The organism is Acidisphaera sp. S103 (genome assembly GCF_009765975.1).
In the GTDB taxonomy this organism is placed as follows: Bacteria; Pseudomonadota; Alphaproteobacteria; order Acetobacterales; family Acetobacteraceae; genus Rhodopila.
Window position 1 is genome coordinate 231,862 of record NZ_LMUJ01000036.1, and the last position, 22,005, is coordinate 253,866.

The 22,005-nt window shown below is 63.4% G+C and carries 17 protein-coding genes; 7 read left to right on the forward strand and 10 right to left on the reverse strand.

All coding sequences use genetic code 11. The features are described 5' to 3' along the window. Window positions 1–79: 79 nt before the first annotated feature. Window positions 80–1,147: an IS1595 family transposase gene (locus tag GSQ89_RS09500; protein WP_158924356.1), complete on the reverse strand. Its 1,068-nt coding sequence runs from the start codon at window positions 1,145–1,147 to the stop codon at window positions 80–82. Window positions 1,148–1,425: 278 nt separating this feature from the next. Between GSQ89_RS09500 and GSQ89_RS09505 the strand changes: the two genes are divergently transcribed. After that, window positions 1,426–2,178 carry a DUF3108 domain-containing protein gene (locus tag GSQ89_RS09505; protein WP_158924358.1) on the forward strand — a complete coding sequence of 251 codons (753 nt, stop codon included), beginning with the start codon at window positions 1,426–1,428 and terminating at the stop codon, window positions 2,176–2,178. Window positions 2,179–2,182: 4 nt separating this feature from the next. On the opposite strand, the gene GSQ89_RS09510 is transcribed toward GSQ89_RS09505, so the two are convergent. Beyond that, window positions 2,183–2,560, reverse strand: coding sequence for a YraN family protein (locus GSQ89_RS09510; protein ID WP_158924360.1), 378 nt, complete (start codon window positions 2,558–2,560; stop codon window positions 2,183–2,185). A 104-nt stretch (window positions 2,561–2,664) separates the two neighbouring features. Between GSQ89_RS09510 and GSQ89_RS09515 the strand changes: the two genes are divergently transcribed. Next, the gene (locus GSQ89_RS09515; RefSeq protein WP_158924362.1) at window positions 2,665–4,683 is read left to right on the forward strand and encodes a thioredoxin domain-containing protein; all 2,019 of its coding nucleotides are present in this window, start codon (window positions 2,665–2,667) and stop codon (window positions 4,681–4,683) included. A gap of 215 nt (window positions 4,684–4,898) precedes the next feature. Here the strand turns inward: GSQ89_RS09515 and GSQ89_RS09520 are convergent, their stop codons facing one another. The 5 genes from GSQ89_RS09520 to GSQ89_RS09540 form a co-directional block, all read right to left on the reverse strand. Continuing rightward, the gene (locus GSQ89_RS09520; protein WP_158924364.1) at window positions 4,899–5,570 is read right to left on the reverse strand and encodes a class I SAM-dependent methyltransferase; all 672 of its coding nucleotides are present in this window, start codon (window positions 5,568–5,570) and stop codon (window positions 4,899–4,901) included. 81 nt (window positions 5,571–5,651) lie between these two features. Beyond that, window positions 5,652–7,031, reverse strand: coding sequence for an MmgE/PrpD family protein (locus GSQ89_RS09525; RefSeq protein ID WP_158924366.1), 1,380 nt, complete (start codon window positions 7,029–7,031; stop codon window positions 5,652–5,654). 74 nt (window positions 7,032–7,105) lie between these two features. Beyond that, entirely contained in the window at window positions 7,106–8,413 is a 1,308-nt protein-coding gene (locus GSQ89_RS09530; RefSeq protein ID WP_158924368.1) for an MFS transporter, read from the reverse strand. A 234-nt stretch (window positions 8,414–8,647) separates the two neighbouring features. Then, window positions 8,648–9,859, reverse strand: coding sequence for an LLM class flavin-dependent oxidoreductase (locus tag GSQ89_RS09535; protein WP_158924370.1), 1,212 nt, complete (start codon window positions 9,857–9,859; stop codon window positions 8,648–8,650). A gap of 69 nt (window positions 9,860–9,928) precedes the next feature. Further along, complete coding sequence (locus tag GSQ89_RS09540; protein WP_158924372.1) at window positions 9,929–11,179, reverse strand: hypothetical protein; 1,251 nt, start codon at window positions 11,177–11,179, stop codon at window positions 9,929–9,931. Between the two features lie 386 nt (window positions 11,180–11,565). Here GSQ89_RS09540 and GSQ89_RS09545 point away from each other — a divergent pair, with 386 nt between their 5' ends. Beyond that, the gene (locus GSQ89_RS09545; RefSeq protein WP_158924374.1) at window positions 11,566–12,528 is read left to right on the forward strand and encodes an alpha/beta hydrolase; all 963 of its coding nucleotides are present in this window, start codon (window positions 11,566–11,568) and stop codon (window positions 12,526–12,528) included. A 131-nt stretch (window positions 12,529–12,659) separates the two neighbouring features. On the opposite strand, the gene GSQ89_RS09550 is transcribed toward GSQ89_RS09545, so the two are convergent. Then, complete coding sequence (locus tag GSQ89_RS09550; protein ID WP_158924376.1) at window positions 12,660–13,427, reverse strand: enoyl-CoA hydratase/isomerase family protein; 768 nt, start codon at window positions 13,425–13,427, stop codon at window positions 12,660–12,662. Window positions 13,428–13,510: 83 nt separating this feature from the next. Here GSQ89_RS09550 and GSQ89_RS09555 point away from each other — a divergent pair, with 83 nt between their 5' ends. The 3 genes from GSQ89_RS09555 to GSQ89_RS09565 all read left to right on the forward strand — a co-directional run bounded on the left by GSQ89_RS09555 (window position 13,511) and on the right by GSQ89_RS09565 (window position 16,572). Next, window positions 13,511–15,115 carry an acyl-CoA synthetase gene (locus GSQ89_RS09555; RefSeq protein ID WP_158924378.1) on the forward strand — a complete coding sequence of 535 codons (1,605 nt, stop codon included), beginning with the start codon at window positions 13,511–13,513 and terminating at the stop codon, window positions 15,113–15,115. Window positions 15,116–15,309: 194 nt separating this feature from the next. Beyond that, on the forward strand, window positions 15,310–15,726 hold the full coding sequence (locus tag GSQ89_RS38430) for a hypothetical protein (protein ID WP_216856082.1): 417 nt from the start codon (window positions 15,310–15,312) through the stop codon (window positions 15,724–15,726). 120 nt (window positions 15,727–15,846) lie between these two features. Continuing rightward, window positions 15,847–16,572: a hypothetical protein gene (locus GSQ89_RS09565; RefSeq protein ID WP_158924380.1), complete on the forward strand. Its 726-nt coding sequence runs from the start codon at window positions 15,847–15,849 to the stop codon at window positions 16,570–16,572. A gap of 558 nt (window positions 16,573–17,130) precedes the next feature. Here the strand turns inward: GSQ89_RS09565 and rho are convergent. Both rho and GSQ89_RS09575 read right to left on the reverse strand, forming a co-directional pair. After that, the gene (rho, locus tag GSQ89_RS09570; RefSeq protein ID WP_158924382.1) at window positions 17,131–18,405 is read right to left on the reverse strand and encodes a transcription termination factor Rho; all 1,275 of its coding nucleotides are present in this window, start codon (window positions 18,403–18,405) and stop codon (window positions 17,131–17,133) included. A gap of 496 nt (window positions 18,406–18,901) precedes the next feature. Further along, on the reverse strand, window positions 18,902–20,593 hold the full coding sequence (locus tag GSQ89_RS09575; protein ID WP_216856083.1) for an aminotransferase class III-fold pyridoxal phosphate-dependent enzyme: 1,692 nt from the start codon (window positions 20,591–20,593) through the stop codon (window positions 18,902–18,904). Window positions 20,594–20,664: 71 nt separating this feature from the next. Between GSQ89_RS09575 and asd the strand changes: the two genes are divergently transcribed. After that, window positions 20,665–21,525: an archaetidylserine decarboxylase gene (asd, locus tag GSQ89_RS09580; protein WP_216856084.1), complete on the forward strand. Its 861-nt coding sequence runs from the start codon at window positions 20,665–20,667 to the stop codon at window positions 21,523–21,525. Window positions 21,526–22,005: the final 480 nt, after the last annotated feature.

A 22,005-nucleotide genomic window follows, 5' to 3' on the forward strand; every position in this document is an offset into this window, starting at 1 on the left:
TCCCCCTGCCTCTCATCCTCAATCCGACTCTCGCTGGCGGCGAGAACCATTATCTGAGGCGTTCGCCAGTCAACGCGCCTCAGCACTGTGCTACAGCTTGCCCAAAGATGTCCGGGGTGTCGCGGTTGTTGTAGCGCCATTCGAATTCGGTCACGTAAAGCGGCAGATACTTGGCGCTGACGTTATGGAATGTGCCGATGATGCCGCGTTTCAGCAGCGGCCAGAAACCGTCGATGGTGCAGGTATGGACTTCGCCTCGAATATATTCGCCTCGGCTGTGGGTGACGAACTCATGCGCGCTGCGCTCGCTGACCCGGTTGTAGATGTTGGACTCGTCGGTCGCGACCAAATCGACCTTTGTGGACACAGCTTCGTTGACAAAGCGGGTAGCGGTCAGAAGATCCACGGCGGCTACCACGCGGGCGACAACCGTGCCGCCGCGCTGGACCGCACACATGACCACCGTCTTGCCAGCGCCACCGAGACCGTCCGTCCGCTTATCAGCGTGCCGGTTCTTGTTCTTGCCGCCGACGAAGGTTTCATCGACTTCGACAATGCCGATCAGCTTGCGGAAGTCGGGATCGGCCAGGGCTGCGCGGATGCGATGGCTCATATAGAGGGCCGTCTTATAGGAGCCAAAGCCCATGATCCGCTGGATTTGCAGACTGCTAATCCCCTTCTTGCTGGTCAACATGAGATAGATGACCTTGAACCACTGGCGAAGGCCGATATTTGTGTTTTCAAAAATGGTGTTGACCAGGACCGAGAAGCGGTATCCCGCTTTATTCGGCGAGCAGGCATGACACTGCCAATGGAACGGCCGCGTCGGGAGCGGATAGGCCTTATCGCTACCGCACCGGGGACAAGTCACCACGCCAGACGGCCAGCGGCGCTTCGCCAGATAAGTCTTGCACGCATCATCATCCGGGAAGAGCGCTTCCCACTCGGGGATCGTCATCTGGCGAGTGAATTGCGGCGAACCCATCGGGGGCACTCCATGCTTGATGGAGATGAATATAGCGTCGGATTGCCAACAAGTCAAGTTCGGGATAATCGCCAACCCATGACCGAGCGCATTGGCAACCTGAAAAGCGCACCCAATAATCCGTTCGGTGAACCGGCCCCCAAAACCGCAAATTTCCTTCATCCCTCTACATCTCGCTAATCCGCCTTAAAAACCTGTCTTGGCGCCCGTGCCGACGCATGAAGGGGGGCGTGAGGGTCCAGCGTTTCTATTTAGTCTCGTTCGGCGCGTGGCCGCCTCACCAACCCCACGCGCGATACCAGCGGCCCCGGGGCCGCCGGTATCAGTCCCGGTTGCTTGCGTTTGGCCCGCGGCGTCACAACATATTGGTTATGCTGCGATGCGGGGCGGGTTTCATCGGGTTCTTGCTGCCGTGTGCAGCTTTCGCGCAGGCCCCGCCCGTGGCGCCGGCGCTGGCGATGCATGCGCAGTATGAAACGTATGCCGCCGGGATCCGTGTGGCGGAGGTCGAGGCCGGGCTGTGGTTCGGACCGTTCTCGTATCAGATGACCCTGGGCTACCACACCACCGGCCTGGTCGGTTTCCTGTTCCGTGGCCATCAGTTCGACCGTGCCGACGGCGCGTGGCAGGGCGGGCGAGCCGAACCGTCCGCGTTCGTTGGGCAAGGCGAATGGCGCGGCGTGGGCCGGTTGGCCGAGATCGACTACCGGCAGGGCAGGCCGGTTATCCGAACGCTGGTGCCGCCGAACCTGGCTGAGCGGGAGCCGGTGCCGGAGGCGCTGCAGATCAACACCGTCGATACGCTGAGCGCGTTGGCGGAACTGATCCACGTCGTGGCGGAAACCGGCCGCTGCGAGACGGTGGTGCGCACCTATGACGGAAGGCGGGCAGTCGAGATCGAAGCCCACACGGTTGGCGAGGAATTGCTGGAAGCCAACAGCCGGTCCAGCTTTGCCGGCCGGGCGTTGCGCTGCGATTTCTCCGGCCGGATGTTGTCGGGTTTCAAATTTGGCGATGACCGGGCGCGGGACGGCAGGCCGATGCATGGGTCCGCGTGGTTGGCGCCGGTGGTGGCCGGCGGGTCGCCTGTGCCGGTGCGCATGGCGTTCGAAACCAGGTGGTTTGGCGACGCGGTGATGTATTTGACCGGGGTTGGTCCTGGCTTTGGTGCCCAGGTTGCGGAAGGGAAGTGACCCGTTACTGGTCGCCCAGGCGGAAGGCGTCGGCGATGCGGCGGACCTGGCCCGCCGGGTTGACGACCAGGATGTCGAAACGCACGCCGTTGATGCCCCAGTCCGGGTGTTCGCCCAGGATGATCTCGCAGGCGGCGACCAGCCGGGATTGCTGGCGGGCGGTCAGGGCGATGGCGGCTTCCGCCAGGGTGGGGCGGGATTTCACCTCGATGATCGCCAGGATGCCGGCTTTTTCGGCCACGGCGTCGACCTCGCCGGCCTTGGTGCGCAGGCGGCGGCCCAGGATGGTCCAGCCGTCGGCGATCAGGGCTGTACAGGCGGTGTCCTCGGCGGCGAGGCCGGTGGCGTGGGCGATGCGGCCTCTTTCGCGGCGTGCGTTCATGGGGGCAGGATACGGGGTGGTTGCTAAGATTTGATGAACGGGGGGCGGGTCTGTGAATGGGTCTCGGACGCCCCATGTTCCGCCGATATCGAGGAGAGGACGCCATGGCCGCACCGGAAAACCTGCTGGGCCAGGAGACCTCGCCCTATCTGCTGCAGCATGCCGGAAATCCCGTGCATTGGCGGCCCTGGGGCAAGGCGGCGCTGGATGAGGCGCGGGAGGCGAACAAGCCGATCATGGTCTCGATCGGCTATGCCGCGTGCCATTGGTGCCATGTCATGGCGCATGAATCGTTTGAGGACCCCAAAACCGCGGCGCTGATGAACAGCCTGTTCGTCAACATCAAGATCGACCGGGAGGAACGGCCGGACATCGACCACATCTACATGTCTGCCCTGCATGCTCTGGGCGAGCAGGGGGGGTGGCCGCTGACCATGTTCACCACGCCGGATGGCTCGCCGTTCTGGGGTGGGACGTATTTTCCGCCGGAGCCGCGGTGGGGCCGGCCGTCATTCCGGCAGGTGTTGCAAGGGGTCGCCAACGCGTTTCACACCGGCGCCGAGGCGGTTACGCAGAATACCAAGGCGCTGAAGCAGTATCTGGATCGGCAGGCTGTCGCCTCGGTCGGCGACGCTCCGGGGCCGGCGCACCTGGATGCGGTCGCACAGGCCTATCTGCGGATGACCGATCCGGAGCATGGCGGGCTGCGCGGGGCGCCGAAATTCCCCAATCCGCCGATCTATCGGTTTCTTTGGCAGAATGGGTTCCGCACCGGGCAGGGCGAGGCCTGGGATGCGCTGCATCTGATGCTGCGGCGGATGTCCCAGGGCGGCATTTATGACCATCTCGGGGGTGGTTATGCGCGGTATTCCACCGACGACATCTGGCTGGTGCCGCATTTCGAGAAGATGCTGTACGACAACGCGCAGTTGCTGGAGCTGCTGGCGCTGGCCCATGCGGACCGGCCCGATCCGCTGTATGCCGAACGGGCGGCGGAGACGGTTGGCTGGATGATGCGCGACATGACCGCGCAACGGATTGACGGCAAGGCGGCGTTCGCTGCCTCGGAAGATGCCGACAGCGAGGGTGAGGAAGGCCGTTTCTATGTCTGGACCGAGGCGGAGGTGGACTCGCTGTTGGGTGCGGGTTCAGAGGCCTTCAAGCGGGCTTATGACGTCACGCCGGGCGGGAATTGGGAGGGTCACACGATCTTGCGGCGCGTTACGCCGCGTGGTGCACGCGACGAGGAGGACGGCTTGGCCCGGGCGCGGGACGTATTGTTCCGGGCTCGGGAGAAACGGGTGCGTCCGGGGTGGGACGACAAGGTGCTTGCCGACTGGAATGGCCTGGCGATCGCCGCGTTGGCCCGAGCGGCCGGGGTGTTCGGTCGGCCGGGGTGGCTGGAGCGGGCGCGGGAGGCGTTCGACTTTGTCGTGACCCATATGGGGGCCTCGCACGGGGGTGTCGAGCACGCCTGGCGGTTGGGCCGGGTCACCGCGCCGGGGCTGATCGAGGATCAGGCTGCCATGGCTCGGGCGGCTTTGGCGCTGTTTGAGGCGACTGGCGAGGCCGCTTATCTGACGGCCGCCGAACGGTTGGCGAACGCGGCGCAGGATGCGTTCGCCGATGGGCATGGCGGGTTTTACGCGACGGCTGCCGGCGCGTCGGACGTGCCGATGACGCGGCCGCGCACCGCCGCCGACAATGCGACGCCGGCGGGCAACGGCATGATGGCGGAGGTCCTGGGCCGGCTGTTCCATCTGACCGGGGGTGCTGATTGGCGTGCCCGGGCGGACGGGGTGCTGACCGCTTTTGCCGGTGAACCGGACCAACTGAGCGGAATGCCGACGTTGCTGGCCGCGGCCGATCTGCTGGAGGAGGCCGCCACCGTGGTGCTGACCGGGTCATCCGACGCTTTGCTGGCGGCGGCGTTAGGGGCGCCCGATCCGGCGGTGGTCGTGCTGCGTGTTTCCGGCACCGATGCGCTGCCGGCGGATCATCCGGCGTTCGGTAAAGTGGCGGGGCCGGGTGGAGCGGTTGCCTATGTCTGCCGGCGCAATGTGTGCGGCCTGCCGATCGCCGATCCGTTGGCATTGTCGCAGGCGTTGCGCACGCGTGTCTGATTGGTCCTGGCGGCTATTGCCTTGTTCAGGTGGGTGAAGGGTGCGGTGTCTTTACGTGCGAAATAAAGGCGTGGATGGCGGGCCTTCGCCCGCCATGACGGTTGCGCGGGGGGCCGATCCCGCCATGACGGTTGCGCGGGGGGGCCGATCTCACCATTACGGTGGCACAGCGGTGCCGATGGGTTGAGGCCCGGGGTTGTTGAGATAAATTGAGCTCACGGCGCCTTGCGGATGATCCATTTCGGCTTGCTGCTGAGGACCTGGGCGGATTTTTCGATGGCGAACTGGTTCGCGGCCCTGATGACATCGGGCCAGTCCTGATTGTAGTCGTCGCCCACCAAAAACCCGCCAGGGGTCAGGATTTCCCAGTAAGTCCGAGCGTCTTGCAGGACATCCTCATAGTCGTGAGAGGCGTCGATGTGGATGAGGCCGGCTCGTATCCCGAGGCGGCGCATCAATTCGCCCGCGACCATGGAGGTCTGTGCCAGCGGCACGATCCGGTCTTGCATGCCGCAGCGGACGACGTTGCTGAGAAACTGCTCGTAGAGCATCGGCATGCCGAAGCGGAACGGGAGCAGGCCGGAGAAGGCGGATTTGCGGTCCCAGTGCTCGACGCTGCCCAGGAACGTGTCGACACCGATGACGGCGCCCGGCAGTTCGTGCCGCTTCATCAAATCAGCGAGGTAGATGGTCGAGGCGCCCTTCCAGACCCCGACATCGATCACGACGCTTGGCCGCAGGCCGCTGATGATCTCCTCGAACGAGGTGTGCTCACTGTTCCAGCCCTGCCGGTCCTCGGCGAAGGTCGGCACGAACCCGCTGTAGACGTTGGTGCCGTGGATGCGGCGCATGATTTCGGCGTGTATCGATCCCGCTGGTTCGGCCACGGTGTGGTTCGCTCCTGAGTCAGATGTTCGCGGGCACGCTTAGCCTAACGGATTAGCGGCTGTCATCCTTGAGATGGCATTTCAGGCGGCGCGTGCCCGATCTGGTTGCAGGAGCGTGGTGAGGTCGCCGATCGAGGGCAGAGCGGCGATGCCCATCAGCGTGTCGAACGCCGCGGACAGGCTGGCTCGGGGCAGGCTGCGTTCGGCGCAGTCGGCGAATTTCGTCCAAAGTTCGGCGTGCGTCATCGGGTCGCCGGCGGGGCCTCGGCTGGGGTAATCGTCGAGGCGGGAGGCGAAGCGGTTGCCGTCAGTCGTTTCGACGATAATCTCGGTTCCCCAGTCTTCCGGCATGTCGGGGTGGGGGCGTGCGTCCAGGCGTTGCATCAGGGTTCGGACGGTGGGGTCGAAGGGGGCGTCGCCCTCGAAGTGGGACAGTTTTACGGCGCGGTCGGTCAGGGCGCGGGCGACGCAGTATTGCATGCTGAACTTGGCGGCGAGCGGGGCGCGTGGGTCCGGGTTGTTGGTGTGCGGCAGGCGGCGGGCGTGCGGCAGGACGGTGATGCGGGCGACGCGGTCCGGGTGCAGGTCGTGGCGCTGGGCGAGGTCGATCATGCGGCCGATCGACGGGTGGGTGCTGCCGCAGCACGGGTATGGCTTCAGGCCGGGGTCGCCGGCGCCGCCGCACTCGAAGGGGTCGTACCAGGCGTCCAGGATGCGGGCGGTGTCATAGGTGCCGGGGCCGTTGAAGACGTCCAGGAAGCCCTGCTTGTGCTCGAAGGCGGCGGGGTTGGCGGTGAAGCCTTGCTGGGCCATCAGCGCGGCGAACAGGCCGTCGCGGATGCCGTGCCCGACGTGCAGGGGCTTGGTCATGGTGCCGAAATTGGCCTTCAGGCCGGCGGCGAAGGAGGCGGCCATGCCCAGCGCGATGGCGGTCTGGTCGACGGACAGGCGCAGCAGGCGGGCGGCGGCGGCCGTGGTGCCGAAGATGCCCAGCGTGGCGGTGGGGTGCCAGCCTTTGTCGTAATGGTGGTGATGCACGCCGCGGGCGATGCGGCACTCGGTTTCGAAGCCGGCGACGTAGGCGAGGACAAGGTCACGGCCGCTGCTGCCCAGGGATTCGCCCAATGGGATCAGGGCGGGGACCAGCATGGCGGACGGGTGGCCGCCCATCGAGCCGGCGACGTCGTCGTAGTCCAGGGCGTGGGACGCGGTGCCGTTGACCAGGGCGGCGTCCAGCACGCTGGTGCGGCGCGTGGTGCCCAGGATCAGCGCCGGGCCGGGGGCGGCAGCGATGCCAGGGACTTTCAGCAGGATGCGCGGGCCGTCTTCCTGGATGCCGGCGAGGGTGACGCCGACTGTGTCGACGAAGGCGCTGGCGGTCCAGGTGAGGGCGTCTTGCGTGATGTCCTCGTACCGGAGGGCGTGGATCCGCTGGGCGATCTGCGTTGCCAGGGTGGTCATGGACGGTCCCTTGTTCCTGCTTGTCCCGATGGTAAGCCGACTGGATCGGGTGTGGCCAGGGGACCGCGGCGCGGTTATGCCAATCTGCCGGCCAGCGTCGTCGTTCGGATTGGTTCGGTTGGGATAAAGATGACGTAGGCGCCGGCGGAGCATAGGCCGATCACGCCGGCCACCAGCAGCGCGGGGGTGAACGATCCGGTGGCCTGGACGACGAAGCCGGTGACCATCGGGGCCAGCGCACCGCCGATGAAACCGCCGAAATCCATGATTGCTCCCAGCGAGGCCGCGTAGCTTGGCGGCGCGCAGGCATTGGCGAGCGACCAGGACGTGCCCGAGGCGCTGAAGCCGAAGAAGATCGCCACCGAGATCGAGCCGACGGCGATGACGTTGCTGGCGGTTTCCGCCGCGACGAAGGTGGCCAGCGACATCGCCACCATGCCGATCACCGTCAGCAGTTTGCGGCTGGCGATCGAGGTCATGCCGCGGGAGGTCAGCCGGTCGGCGAGGTAGCCGCCGAGGATGCTGCCGATCAGGCCGAACACGAACGGCACCGAGGCGACGAAGCCGGTTTTCGGGATGCTCATGTGGCGTTGCAGCTCCAGGTAACCGGGCAGCCAGGCGATGAACAGCCAGCCGATATAGACGTTGCCGAAGAAGCCCAGGATCAGGCCCCAGGTGGCTCGGAAGCTGAACAATTTGCCCCAGGCGGCGGCGTGGACGGGCTGGGCCTCGGGGATTTCGCCGCCGGTGTAGAGGTAGTGACGGTCCATTTCGTCGAGCGTCTGGGCGTCGAAATCGCGGTAGACCGAGAACCAGATGGCGGCCAGGACGAAGCCCACCACGGCCATGATCACGAACATCCAGCGCCAGCCGAACACCAGCATCAGAGGAGTCAGCAGGGCCGGGGCGATGGCGGTGCCCAGCGAAGGGGCACCGTTCCAGATGCCGACGCCGAGGGCCTGGTCGCTTTCGTGGTACCAGTCCTTCACCACGCGCGCGGCGGTGGGGAACATGGGTGCCTCGCCGACGCCCAGCAGTGCTCGGGCGGCGAGGAATTGGCCGTAGTTGGCGATGAAGCCGGCGGCGCCTTGGGCGACCGACCAGACGATCAGTGCGACGGTCAGCACGCGACGGGGCTTGCCTCGGTCCACGATGGCGCCGGCGAGCAGGAGGGTGAAGGCGTAGGGCCAGAGGAAGGCGGAGAGCAGCACACCCATCTCGGCGACCGAGAGACCGAGTTCGTTACGGATGAGTGGATTGGCGACCGACAGCGTGCCGCGGTCCATGTAGCTGACGACACAGATGATGAAGATCAGCAGCAGGCTGGTGTGCTGAATCGTCCTGACGCGCCGGGTGCAGGGCACCCGCTCCACGTTCGCCATGGCAACCTCCCTGTTCGTTCGCCCGTCTGGAACGCGGGCGTGACGATGTGGCGGCGTGGGTTGTCACGGCGCCTGATTGTGGGATGGGCCGTTGGGGAGGACGGAGTCAACACAAAGGGGAGGTTGTTTGTCTCACGAATTGGGGAGTTGGCTCAGCACACTCTTATGCCGTCATGGCCGGGCGCCCGGCCATGACGGATCACAATTCGAGACAAGGCCGTCTGTCGCGGGGACTTATGCCGCTGCGGTGGCGAGGCGGTTGATGGCGACGCCTTTGCCGACGCCGGCGCGATCCTTGTATGGGGTCGTGTCGATGTCCTCCAGTTCGATTTCCCGAGCGAGGACCTTGCGTTTCCATTCCTGGTGTTCGGGTTCCTTGCCGACGAATTCGGGCATGACTTCGCGGGCGAACAGTTCCAGGCTTTCGCAGATATGCGGGTGCGTGTTCTTGCCGGCCTGGTTCAGCAGGATGATCTGGTCGACGTGGGAGGATTCGAAGCGCCGCAGTTTTCTGCGAATCGTTTCAGGTGAGCCGATCAGGCCGCCGGTCAGGGCTTTTTCCGCCAGTTCGGGGTTTTCGGTTTTCCACTTCAGGTACTCGTCCCACAGGCTGACCGTTCCGGGGGCGGCGCGTTCGCGGTTGCGGGAACTGCTGTAGTAGGCCAGGGAGAACTGGAAGAACGTTACGCCATCCGCTCGCCGGCGAGCTTCTTCATCGGTTTCCGCACACATGAAGTAGCTGACCATGGCGATGTTGCAGTTGGATTGGTAGTCGGCCAGTTTCTTTTGGCGCAGCACGAAGGAGTTGTAGTAGGCGTGCACCCAGGCGTGCGCCATTTCGGCAGACAGGAACTGGAAGCCCAGCGCACCGATGCCGCAGCGGCCGGCCATCTCGATCGTTTCCAACTGGGAACAGGCGACCCAGAGCGGCGGATGCGGCTTTTGGACCGGCTTCGGCAGGACGTTGCGGAGGGGGAACTTGAAGTAGGGGCCCTCGTATTCCCAGCCGCCGTCCTTGAACATCGGCAGGACGCAGCGGACGCCGTCTTCCCACACCGCCTGCTTGTCCTCCATCTGCCGGTTGAACGGGCCGAGTTCGGTGATGCTGGCGCCTTCGCCCATGCCGAATTCGACGCGGCCGTTGCTGACCAGGTCGAGGCAGGCGACTTTCTCGGCCACGCGGGCGGGGTGGTTGGTGGTTAGTTGGATGATGCCGTGGCCGAGGCGGATCTGCTTGGTGCGCTGGCTGGCGGCGGCTAGGAAGACCTCGGGCTGGGGGGAGTGGGAGTATTCCTCGAGGAAATGGTGCTCGACTTCCCAGGCGTAGTGGTAGCCGAGTTTATCGGCCAGTTCGACCTGCGACAGGGCGTTCTGGTAGAGCTTCTGTTCGGTGTCCGCTTCCCAGGGGCGCGGGCATTGCAGTTCGTAGAAGATGCCGAATTTCATGGATGGTCTCCCAGGCGTTTTGGCTACTGGTGAGTAGCCTAAGCTGGGTTCGGGTTGGGAGTCCAACTTTTAGCGACGATCGCTGGCAGCACCTTCAGAATACCCGGGATGATCCCTATTGCGACGATTCAAGTCGAACACATGGATCAACAGGGCATCCAAGCTTTTGAATACGGCCTCAACGCCATATCCGGCCAGGAAAGCGATAGCTGAGGCGGATAATGTGACGGCCGCACCCCCCACTCCGCTGACCTGTGCGGCTCCTGCTGAATTGTTAAAGAACAGCCCAATGCACGCACCACTCATGGCTCCGAGCATTATTTTTATGTGGCTAGCGCGGCTTTCGCGCGAGGTGAGAAGACGATCGGCCAGATTTCGATTGAACTGGCGGAGGACAAAGCCGAGCGACCCGATGATGCCATATAAGACCGGAAGAATGTAGTTACCGATGACACCTATTCTGGCCGCGGCGAGCTGCTCCACTGTTTCACTATGGATATCGTAAGATTTGTCGAATGGTAATGCCTCTTCAAAAGTCGCCGGTAGAATTACCCAATTTCTCAGGAGAGCACGAACGTCATTTCTTCTTTCTTTTATCATATAGTAGTCTTGGCAGTTTTGGTACTTGGTAAAACTAAGTGGATCTTCTCCGCAAAAATTGTCGACTAATCGACGGTTGGGGTCTGTTGTTGGGATGGTGTCTGGCATCTCGGTCGCTAAAAACGTGAGATTGGCACGATTATCTCGATTAACCGCATCCAACGTGTCAAAAAACAATTTGCCATAGGCGACATAAATCGAGAGCAGGACGGTAATTGTTAGTAGAAAAGCCATTATTCGAAGCCAGCATTTGACCGATCTTGCCAACCTTTTGGCCGCAGGTTCTAGCCATGCGTCTCTAAATACGTAGATAGGACCAGCGAGGTTTTTCGGACGAGCGTCGGTGCGCAATGAATGGATCGCGTCAATCACCAGAAGGGTGAAAATGATCGAATTTCCCGTTGCGGGCGCTGCTCGCACATTCAGAAGATCGCGTGCCTGGATTAGAAATGCGACGTCGTCGTCTGCTATTGTGGATTCGGATTTCGCGACTTGTTTACCTATCTGCATGGCCTTTTGGACAAATGCGGATGATGTCTCATCTCCAGCTAAAGCTGACGGGTCGCCAGTAACCTGCCCGCCCGGTGTCGGCAGTGTCAAATATCCCAGCGATGGCTTAGCTCGGCCAGACAAAAAATCCAGCAAAGCATAAACATCCGCCATGACATAATTAACGAACGCTCGATCTTCTGATACCGCGTCCTGGTCTTGGGATACCATGGCGACTTTCCCTTAATCGCAATCGGTGGTCCGTCAGGGCAAGAGTTGTGCTAAGCAACATCATCTTACCACAAAGCTAATAATGCGCTAATTTTGGTGCGTGTCAACAATTTGTTTAATCGACATAACGATTTCTGTTTGCATTGCGCGTTAGCGATATCAATTCCGCGCATGAGTACGTTAGGTATACACCCGCCCACTCAAAGTCGACTATCGCCATTGTACGAGATTGGGGGGCTGAAATATTCAGTAGCGTATTGGAGAAACGACCCTACGAGTCACCACAATTTCAGCAGCCGATGCGACACCCCTAATGCTTTTTTGATTCGGTAAAGCCAGATATAATCATGCGAACAGTTTCGGCCCGTTGAAATCGAGGAAGCCCCATGACCGACAACCCCCTGCGCCCAGCCCCGTTCCGCAAGGACGCGATAGCCGAGGACACGGCGAAGCTGAACGACGCCCTGGTGGGCCTGATGACCGGGCTGCCGGAATGGTGGAATGTCGGCGCAGAACGGACACGGGAAGCGCGGCGTCTGGGCCGCGGGCCGTTCCCGGCCCCGGTGAAGTCGCCGCGGGCTCGGACCATTGGCATTCCCGGGCGGGATGGCAACGAGATCCCGTTGCGGATCATCGCGCCGGACCAGCCGCGCGGGGTTTATCTGCATATCCATGGTGGCGGGTGGGTGCTGGGGTCGGCTGACTCGCAGGATCCGATGCTGGAACGGATTGCTGACAACACCGGGCTGGCGGTGGTCAGCGTGGAGTATCGGCTGGCGCCGGAAGATCCGTATCCGGCTGGGCCGGACGATTGCGAGTTCGCGGCGGCGTGGCTGGTGGCGCATGCGAAGGTGGAGTTCGGGTCGGATGTGCTGACCATTGGCGGTGAGTCGGCCGGCGGGCATCTGGCCGCGGTGACGGTGTTGCGGATGCGGGATCGTTACGGCTACACCGGTTTCCGCGGCGCGAACCTGGTTTATGGCGCGTTCGATCTGGGCATGACACCGAGCCAAAGGGCGTTCGGGGATCGGCGTTTGGTGCTGCGGACGATCGATATGCAACAGTTCTACAATGCGTTCCTGCCGACGGTTTTGGACCGGCGGGTGGCGGATATTTCGCCGTTATATGCGAACCTGGAGGGGCTGTGTCCGGCGCTGTTCAGCGTTGGGACTCAGGATGCGCTGTTGGACGATACGCTGTTCATGCATGCGCGTTGGATCGCGGCGGGGAATGAGGCGGAACTGGCGATTTATCCCGGCGGGGCGCATGGGTTTACGCTGTTTCCGAACCGGTTGGCAGATGAAGCCGGTGCTCGGTCGGAGGCGTTCTTGCGGGCGGTGATGGGGTAGGGGGGTTATCGGGGTGGCCTGACTGTTGCTCACCCGTCATGGCCGGCACGCTCTCCCCGTCATGGCCGGGCTTGTTCCGGCCATGACGGATACGCCGCGGCGGTTGCCGCAGGGCGAGGGCGGCCTGTGGATCAGCGGCCCTTCCACACCGGCTTGCGTTTCTCGAAGAACGCGTCGCGGGCTTCTTTTGCGTCCTCCGACTTGCCCAGTGCGACGGTCATGCCTTGCTCGAAGCGGTAGCCGTCGCGGGCGGGCATGTGCATCGTTACGTTCATTGATTGCTTGGCGTAACGCATCGCCAGCGGGCTTTTCGAGGCGATCTCGGTGGCCAGTTTCATCGCTTCCGGCATCAGTTGGTCCAACGGCACAGCGCATTCGATGACGCCGGTGCGGTAGAGTTCCTCGGCGGGGACGCGCCAGCCGGTGTAGAACATTCGCCGCGACCGGGAGCGGCCGAAGAACTGCTGCAGCATGGCGGCGCCGCCCATCAGGCCGATATCGATTTCCGGCATGCCGAACACGGCGTTGTCGGAGGCCAGGATGATGTCGCACGCGGCGACAAGGCCGAAGCCGGCGCCGAGCGCTGGGCCGTTGACCGCGGCGATGACCGGTTTGGCGCACTCGTGGATGGAATTGAACATCTCCCGCACATAGCGGTTGAAGGCCCAGTATTCGCCGGGCTCGCCGCTGGACGGTCTGGTCTTCATGTCGGCGCCGGCGGAGAACATTTTGCCGAAGCCGGTCAGGATGGCCACACGCACGTCGTCGCGGTCGGTGAAGGCGTCGAATGCGGCGATCAGTTCCTCGCGGAACGCGGTGTTCTGGGCGTTCACCGGCGGGCGGTCCATCATCACGGTGGCGATGTGGTCCTGTACGGTGACCTTGATGAACGCGGCCATGTTGGTTTCCCCCGGATTGGCAATCGCATGGGTGGTGCCATAGCTTCGCGGCGTGGTCCAGCGGCGGACCGGGAGGGAACAGCATGTCGATCTTCGAACAGGACCTGGATCGTGGGCCGGCGAACCATGTGCCGTTGTCGCCGGTGTCGTTCCTGACCCGATCGGCTCGGATTTACCCGAACCGCGTGGCGGTGATCCATGGCGAGCGGCGGTTTACGTATGCTCAGTTCCTGGAGCGGGCGCGGCGGCTGGCGTCGGCGCTGGCCAGGGCTGGGGTGGGCAAGGGCGATACGGTCGCGATCATGGCGGCCAATACGCCGCAGATGCTGGAGGCGCATTACGCGGTGCCGATGCTGGGCGCGGTGCTGTGTTGCATCAACATCCGGCTGGATGCGGCGGCGATCGGCTTCATCCTGCGGCATTCGGAAACGAAAGTGGTGCTGACGGATACTGAATTTGCCGCGGCGATGGGGCCGGCGGTGGCTGGGCTGTCGGTGCTGGTGGTGGATATCGATGATGCGGGGGGCTCGCGGATCGGTTCGGTGGAGTATGAAACGTTCCTGGAGGGCGGCGATCCGGCGCATCCGGTGCGGCTGCCGGACGACGAATGGCAGGCGATCGGGCTGAATTACACGTCCGGAACGACGGGTAACCCCAAGGGTGTGGTGGCGCATCATCGCGGGGCGTATCTGAACGCCTGCGCCAATGCGCTGACGTTCGAATTGTCGCCGCGCAGCGTGTATTTGTGGACGCTGCCGATGTTTCACTGCAACGGCTGGACTTATACGTGGGCGGTGACGCTGGCGGGCGGCACCCATGTCTGCCTGCGGCGAGTGGAACCGGCGCCGATTTTCGCGGCGATCGCTGAGCACGGCGTGACCCATATGTGCGGCGCGCCGGTGGTGCTGTCGATGCTGATCCATGCGCCGGACTCTGCCAGGCGTGCGTTCGATCAGACGGTGAAAATCGCCACCGGCGGTGCGGCGCCGCCGTCTACGGTCATTGCGCAGATGGAGGCGATGGGCTTCGCCGTAACACATTTGTATGGACTGACAGAGAGCTATGGCCCTTCCACCGTCTGTCTGTGGCAGCCGGGGCTGGACGAACTGCCGATCGAGGAGAAATCGGCGTTCATGGCGCGGCAGGGTGTTAATACGCCGATGCTGGAAGAAGCTGTGGTGTTGAATCCGTCATCGATGCAGCCGGTGCCGGCGGACGGTGAGGCCATGGGTGAGCTGATGTTGCGCGGCAACACCATCATGAAGGGCTACCTGAAGAACGCGGCGGCGACAGAGGAGGCGTTTGCCGGCGGCTGGTTCCATACAGGGGACCTCGCGGTGATGCATCCGGATGGGTATGTGGAGATCAAGGACAGGGCGAAGGATATTATTATATCGGGTGGGGAGAATATTTCGTCTCTGGAAGTTGAGGAAGTCTTGTACAAGCATCCTTCCGTCATGGAAGCGGCCGTGGTTGCTCGGCCTGATGAGAAATGGGGGGAGACGCCGCAGGCTTTCGTGACGTTGAAACCAGGGGTCGAGGCGGTGACCGAGGGCGAGATCATCGCGTGGTGCCGGCAGCATTTGGCGCACTACAAATGCCCGCGGTTCGTTACGTTCGGGCCGCTGCCGAAGACGTCCACTGGGAAGGTGCGGAAATTCGACCTGCGGGAGCGGGCGAAGGGGTGAACAAACCAGGAAATCCGGTGGGTGTCCTGTGGCTGGAATCCAGGAAAATGACGCGTTATATCATTGAATTATAAGGGGTCGGACTTCCTGCTGCGGGGCGGGCCGGCGACTGTTAAGTTTTCTCCATCAGATCGGCACGGCCCGCCCCGGAATGGTCCGGACAGCAGCCCCCGACACTGGCAGGAGAGACGATCATGGCTCAGAACAGTGATATCCGCTCCGCTCGCCGCGCTTTGGGATTGGTTGGGGCGGCGGTCTGCCTCGTCGCGATTGGCATGGTTTCCGTGTCGGGCCAGGCGTTCGCCCGAGCGGGTGGTGGCGGCGGCGGGCATGCGGGTGGCGGGCATGTTGGTGGCGGCCATATGGAGGCCGGACACGGCGGGTACGGGCATGGCGGGTACGGGCATGGCGGGTATGGCCATGGTGGTTACTACGGGCATGGCGGGTATGGACACGGCGGTTTCTATCGCAACGGCCGTTGGTGGTACTATGGCGCCGATGGGGTCCTGGTCCAGGACTGCTGCTATGCCGCCCCGGTTTACGCGCCTCCCGTCTACGTCGCACCACCGCTGCCCGTGGTTGTTGCACCGTTCGGCGTTTACGTCCGGTAGGCTGGCAAGGCATGGTTGCAGGATCACCCCGATGTGATGGTCCTGCGCCATCGCTCGCGCGTATTTCTGCCTTGTTTGGTTCGGTAAGTCGGGCGTTGCCGTAGAGTGAAGGATGGTGTCATGGCGCAGCAATCCAACGTCCGTCTTGCCGGTTTGGGCCGGTTCCTGGGTGGGGTGGCGATGCTTGCCGCGATCGGGAGCGTGTCGGTTGCCGCTTCGGCGTTCGCCGCGCCCCATGGTGGCGATCATCGGGGTGGTTTCCATGGTGGACACTGGGGCGGCGGACACTGGGATGGTTTCCGGGGTGGCCATGGCGGCTATTTCCATGCCGGATACGGCGGCGGCTTCTATCGCGGCGGCCATCATTTTCATTACGGTATCGGCGGTGTCCTGATCGAGGATTTCGGGTATGTCCCGCCGGCTGTCATTATCGGACCGCCTGTGGTCGTCGTTGGACCGCCGGTTGTTGCGCTGCCGCCGCCGGTGGTGGTCGCGCGGCCTGCCGTGGTCAGCGTTCCGGCGCCTCCGCCGCTGCCGCCCCTTGGTGCATCGGCCGCGGTTGAGTCGCCGCCGCTGCCCGTCGTGGTCACGCCGCACGTGGCCGAGGCATCGCCTGCGTCCGTGGTGGTTATGCCGCCGCCGGTGGTTGTCGCGCCGCCACCCGTCGTTGTCGGGTTGCCATCCGTGGTTGTCGCGGGTCCGGTTGTGGTCGGGCGGCCGGGGTTCGTCGTTCGGCCGGTGTTTGCCCCGCGCCCTGTGTTTGTCCACCGCGGGTTCTATGGCGTTCGGCCGGTTTTCGTTGTCCGGCACGGGTTCGGTGGGCGGTCTCGGGTTTTTGTCCGGTAGCGAATTGGGACGGGCTTGTCCCTTCTGTCATCGCTGCGGCGGGTTCGGCCATCCGCGACTTTATGTGGGAAAGTCGGGGGTGGACGGGATGGGGCCCGCGGGCATCAGGATAGCGACGGTCGGCGGAAGGATCAGGCGGGCCGTCCACCCCAACGACCGCCATTGAGGTCGACCTCGTCCGTCATGCCGACGGAGGTCGGTATCCATGCCTTTTGCATGCGAAGACAAAGGCATGGATGGCGGGACTGCGCCGACGGGTGCACGGCAGTGCCGATGGGTCAACGACAACGTCGGCTGATATTGCAGTCATGGGCGTGTCCCAGCCATCTTCGCACCGGCGGACGAAGCGCGGATGGCCGGGACACGCCCGGCCATGACGGTGAGAGTCTGCCGCTTAGCCAAATATTTCTCCGCACTGTCGCTATCCTGATGCCTATAGGGGCACGCCCGACCATGACGGATGGGCTGTGGCGGATAGGGCCAAGGGATTCTCCAGCCACCCCTTATCCTGATGTTTATGGGGATTGATTGTCTGGCGCGGTAAACCAAACCAGGTGGTCAGGTATTCATCGCGTCGAAGAAATCATTGTTGGTTTTGCTGTATTTCAGCTTGTCCAGCAGGAACTCCATTGCGTCCACAGTGCCCATCGGGTTGAGGATCCGGCGCAGCACCCACATTTTTGTCAGTGTGCCGCGTTCGACCAGCAGTTCTTCCTTGCGGGTGCCGGACTTGGTGATGTCGATCGCGGGGAAGGAGCGTTTGTCGGACAGCTTGCGGTCGAGGATGATTTCGGAGTTGCCGGTGCCTTTGAACTCCTCGAAGATCACTTCGTCCATGCGGCTGCCGGTGTCGATCAGGGCGGTGGCGATGATGGTGAGCGAGCCGCCTTCCTCGATATTACGGGCGGCACCGAAGAAGCGCTTCGGGCGTTGCAGGGCGTTGGCATCGACACCGCCGGTCAGCACCTTGCCGGAGGACGGCACCACGGTGTTGTAGGCTCGGGCAAGGCGGGTGATGCTGTCCAGCAGGATGACCACGTCGCGCTTGTGCTCGACCAGGCGCTTGGCTTTCTCCAGCACCATCTCGGTGACTTGGACATGGCGGGTGGCCGGTTCGTCGAAGGTGGAACTGATGACCTCGCCCTTCACGCTGCGGGCCATGTCGGTGACTTCTTCCGGCCGTTCGTCGATCAGCAGGACGATCAGGAAGACTTCCGGATGGTTGGCGGCGATGGCGGCGGCGATGTTCTGCAGCATCACCGTCTTGCCGGTGCGCGGCGGTGCGACGATCAGGGCGCGCTGGCCCTTGCCGACGGGGGAGATCAGGTCGATCACCCGCGGGGTGAAATCCTTGACCGGGCCTTTGGCGACGGATTGGAAATTCTCCATCTCCATCTTCAGGCGCTCTTCGGGGTAGAGCGGCGTCAGGTTGTCGAAGTTGACGCGGTGGCGGACGGCGTCCGGCGGCTCAAAATTGACCGTGTCCACTTTCAGCAGGGCGAAGTAGCGTTCTCCGTCGCGGGGTGCCCGGATCTGGCCGTCCACGGTGTCGCCGGTGCGCAGGCCGAAGCGGCGGACCTGGCTGGGGCTGACATAGATGTCGTCGGGACCGGCGAGATAATTCGCCTCCGGGCTGCGGAGGAAGCCGAATCCGTCGGACAGGATTTCCAGCGTGCCGTCGCCTTGGATCGCCTGGTCGTTGTCGGCGAGGTTTTTCAGGATCGCGAACATGATGTCCTGCTTGCGCAGCGACGATGCGTTCTCGATCTGCAGGGATTCGGCGAAATTCACCAGTTCGGCTGGCGTTTTCTGTTTTAGTTCAGCAAGATGCATGAGGGGGATGCCTGGACGTGAGGGTGCGATAAGGGCGTGGAGGAAGCCGGAACGGATTTTGGCCGTGAATGCCCAGCGGTTCGTGGCCAGTCGGAGATGTTGGTTCAGGGCGTGGTGCGCGTACGCATGGTCGCCCGAAATCCGGGAGGGCCATTACATTAGGAACGCTGGAGCCGGCCGTCAATGGGTTAGCCGCGATTCTTGTCCTGGGTGGCGTGCGGTGCTGCCGGGGCGGTGGGTCTGCGGATGGTGCGGCCGGTTCATACCGATGGCCGTGAATGTTGGCACTGCGCCTTGTTTGGGGCCGGCGAAGTGCGGGGGCCGCCGGTTTCGGCATTTTACTGGGGCGGATGGCCCGGACTTCGCCGGGCCATGACGAATTGAGAGGCGGCCTCAACGGCTCAGGAGGTGCCTCAACGGCTCAAGAGGCGACCTCAGCGGCCGTCGGCGTGCGTTTCTTTCGGCGCGCGGCGGCCTTACCAACCGCGCGTTGGCGTCAGGCGACCGTGGTTTGGGCAACCGGGCGATTACGGTTTGCGGTCAGGATGTGGCGGTGGGTCCACATTTCTCGCAGGATCCGCCGCTTGATCGACCGGTTGGTCATCGTCGCGCCCGTCCACCACCAGCCATCCCGCTGCATGGCCTCGCACGCTGCGACGAAACGATCGGCCACGGCATCGAAATCGGCTTCGGAAAAATTCAGGCTGAAGATCAGCCGCCCGGTGCCGACCCAACTCAGCGCGAGGCCCTCGATGCGCAGGTAATATTGCAGCATCCAGTTGTACCGTGATGGCCGCGTATAGCAGATCGTCCAGATCGAAGAGAGATTCTCGACCCGAACCGGCAGGTTGGCCGCGTGCAGGCGGCTATTCAGGCGATCGGTTCGGCTGTTCCAGGTGCGGTCCAGATCCCGGTACATGTCCTGGATCTCGGGGGACTCGAGACGGTGCAGGAATTCCGACATGGCGCCCATGACATAGGGGTGGGCGTTGAACGTCCCGCGGGCGAAGCAGACATCCACGGGATGATCGGCGCGCGAGCGTTTCATCAGGGCGCTTCGGCCGCAGAGCACGCCCACCGGCAGGCCGCCGCCGAGGGTTTTGCCGTACGTGATCAGGTCGGGTTGGACGCCGAAATAGTCCTTGGCGCCGCCTTGCGCCAGGCGGAAGCCGACGAAGACCTCATCGAAGATCAGGACGATGCCGCGTTCGTCGCATACGCCGCGCAGTTTCTTCAGCCACTCGGCATAGGCCTGGCGGTTGAAGCCGGCTTGCCGTCCGCTGTCCACCAAGGACGAATCGGCCGGGGCCGGGGCGTTCGGATGCAGCGCCTGCAGCGGATTGACCAGGACGCAGGCGATGTCGCGCCGCCGGCGCAGGACATGCAGCGTGCGTTCGGACATCTCCGACAGGGTGTAGGTGGCGTTTGCGGGCATGGGGTTGCCGATGCCGGGCTGCACATCGCCCCACCAGCCGTGATAGGCGCCACAAAACCGCACCAGATGCGAGCGTCCGGTGTGATAGCGGGCGAGCCGCACCGCCTGCATCACCGCCTCGGTGCCGGACATGTGAAACGAAACCTCATCCAGGCCGGAGATTTCGCGCAAGCGAACGACATTGTCGGCGACGGCGGGATGATAGGCGCCAAGGACGGGGCCGAGGTCGCGCACCCGTTCCGCGCCACGATCGATGCAGTCCTTGTAGAAATCGTGCCCGAACAGATTGACTCCATACGAGCCGGTCAGGTCGTAGAAGACGTTGCCATCGAGATCGGTGACCGTTACGCCGGACGATGACGCCAGAAACGAGCCGGTGGGAAGATGCTGGCGGACGACCCGACTGAACTGGAACGGCACGCGATAGGCGGCAGTGAACTGGAGGTCGGAAATTCCGGCTGTCGCCTGCCGCGTGGTCGCGATGGTCTGGCCGAAGCGTTGGCCCCACAGTTGCGACAAGCGCGTCAGGCTATCGCGCCGCCGGCCGGCGATATCGGCGGGGGCATCGTCGGAGCGGAAGAACTGGTCCTCGCCGTAGTCGTAGAACGGGATCAGCGAGGCGATTCGCCGAGCCATGCGGGCGTGGCCGGTGAGCGAGCGGTGCTTCGCCATGGATAATTCCAGGCGGGTTTTCAGTCTGGTGAACAGGTACGCCAACGCGGCTGCGCCACCGACTGTGTACAAAACTGTCATGAACATCTGCGCGGACATCGCTTTGCCTCTGTGGTAACCACCTGAATCTCATGACAGTCCGCTCAGCGATAATGAAGATTGTGCAACAGGATGCGTTGAACTTCCTGCTGACCAATCGAATCCCGCGCCGCACGCTGACCCGGTTCATGGGCTGGTTCAGCCGGATCGAGCAGCCGTTGATCCGCGATGTCTCCCTGGCGGTGTGGGGGTTTTTCTCCGATCTCGATCTCAGCGAGGCGAAACTGAGGCGGTTTCGCAGCATGCATGCGTGTTTTACGCGTGAACTGAAGGATGGGGCGCGGCCGGTGGAGACGGATCCGTCGATCGTCGTCAGCCCGTGCGATGCGATCGTCGGCGCCATGGGGGTGGTGCGGGACGGGCAGGTCTTGCAGGTCAAGGGGTTTCCCTATGGGCTGGACGACCTGCTGGGCGACGCGGTGCATGCCGAGTCGTTCCGGAATGGGTGCTATGTGACCCTGCGGCTGACGTCGAGCATGTATCACCGCTTTCATGCGCCGCATGATTGCCGGGTCGAGTCGGTGTCGCACTTTCCCGGCGATGCCTGGAACGTCAACCCGGTGGCGCTGAAACGTGTGGATCGGCTGTTCTGCAAGAACGAGCGGGCGGTGATTCGGACGCGGTTGTCCGAGGGCGGTCATGCGGTGACGCTGGTGCCGGTGGCGGCGATCCTGGTGGCGGGCATCCGGCTGGGGTTCCTGGACATCGGGCTGCGTTCGTCTCCCCCAGCTCGAAGGACGTTTCCCTGCGACGCATCGCTGCGCAAGGGCGAGGAGATGGGGTGGTTCGAGCATGGCTCGACCATCGTCGTGCTCGCGCCGGAGGGATTCCGGTGCTGCGACGGGGTGACCGAGGGGATGACGATTCGCGCCGGGCAGGGGCTGTTGCAGATGCCGGGATCGCGTGGGGATTAGGGCAGCCTAGGCCTTGATTTTGTGGGGCGATCTACCCGACCGCGTGGTCGGGATCGGACCACTAGAACGTTTTCACCCTGACTGTGCAGGGAGAAAACGTTCTAACTCTTTGTTTGATCGCATGATTCACGCGCTCTGGACGTCCCGCCCAGCGCGATCATGCTCTAGAAACCAATGCCAGCGCTGCCGCCGATGTAGGGGCCAGCCTGCTCGCGGTGAGACTGCCCCGAACCATCGTCCGGTGTTCCGCACGCTGCGAGTGCGATCATGGATAGAGCCGCTATGAGGATCGTGAGCATGCGCATGAACGTGCCTTGGATCGGGTTGCGGAAGACGGTGTGCCGAAGGTGTCGGGCGCACGGGTGCGCAGCGTGTTTAACACCTGCGGGGCGACTACGTCATGACCGCCACACTGGTTTCCGGTTCGGCGGACATCTGGTTCAGCGCCTTACTGGGGCGGATGGCCCGGACTTCGCCGGG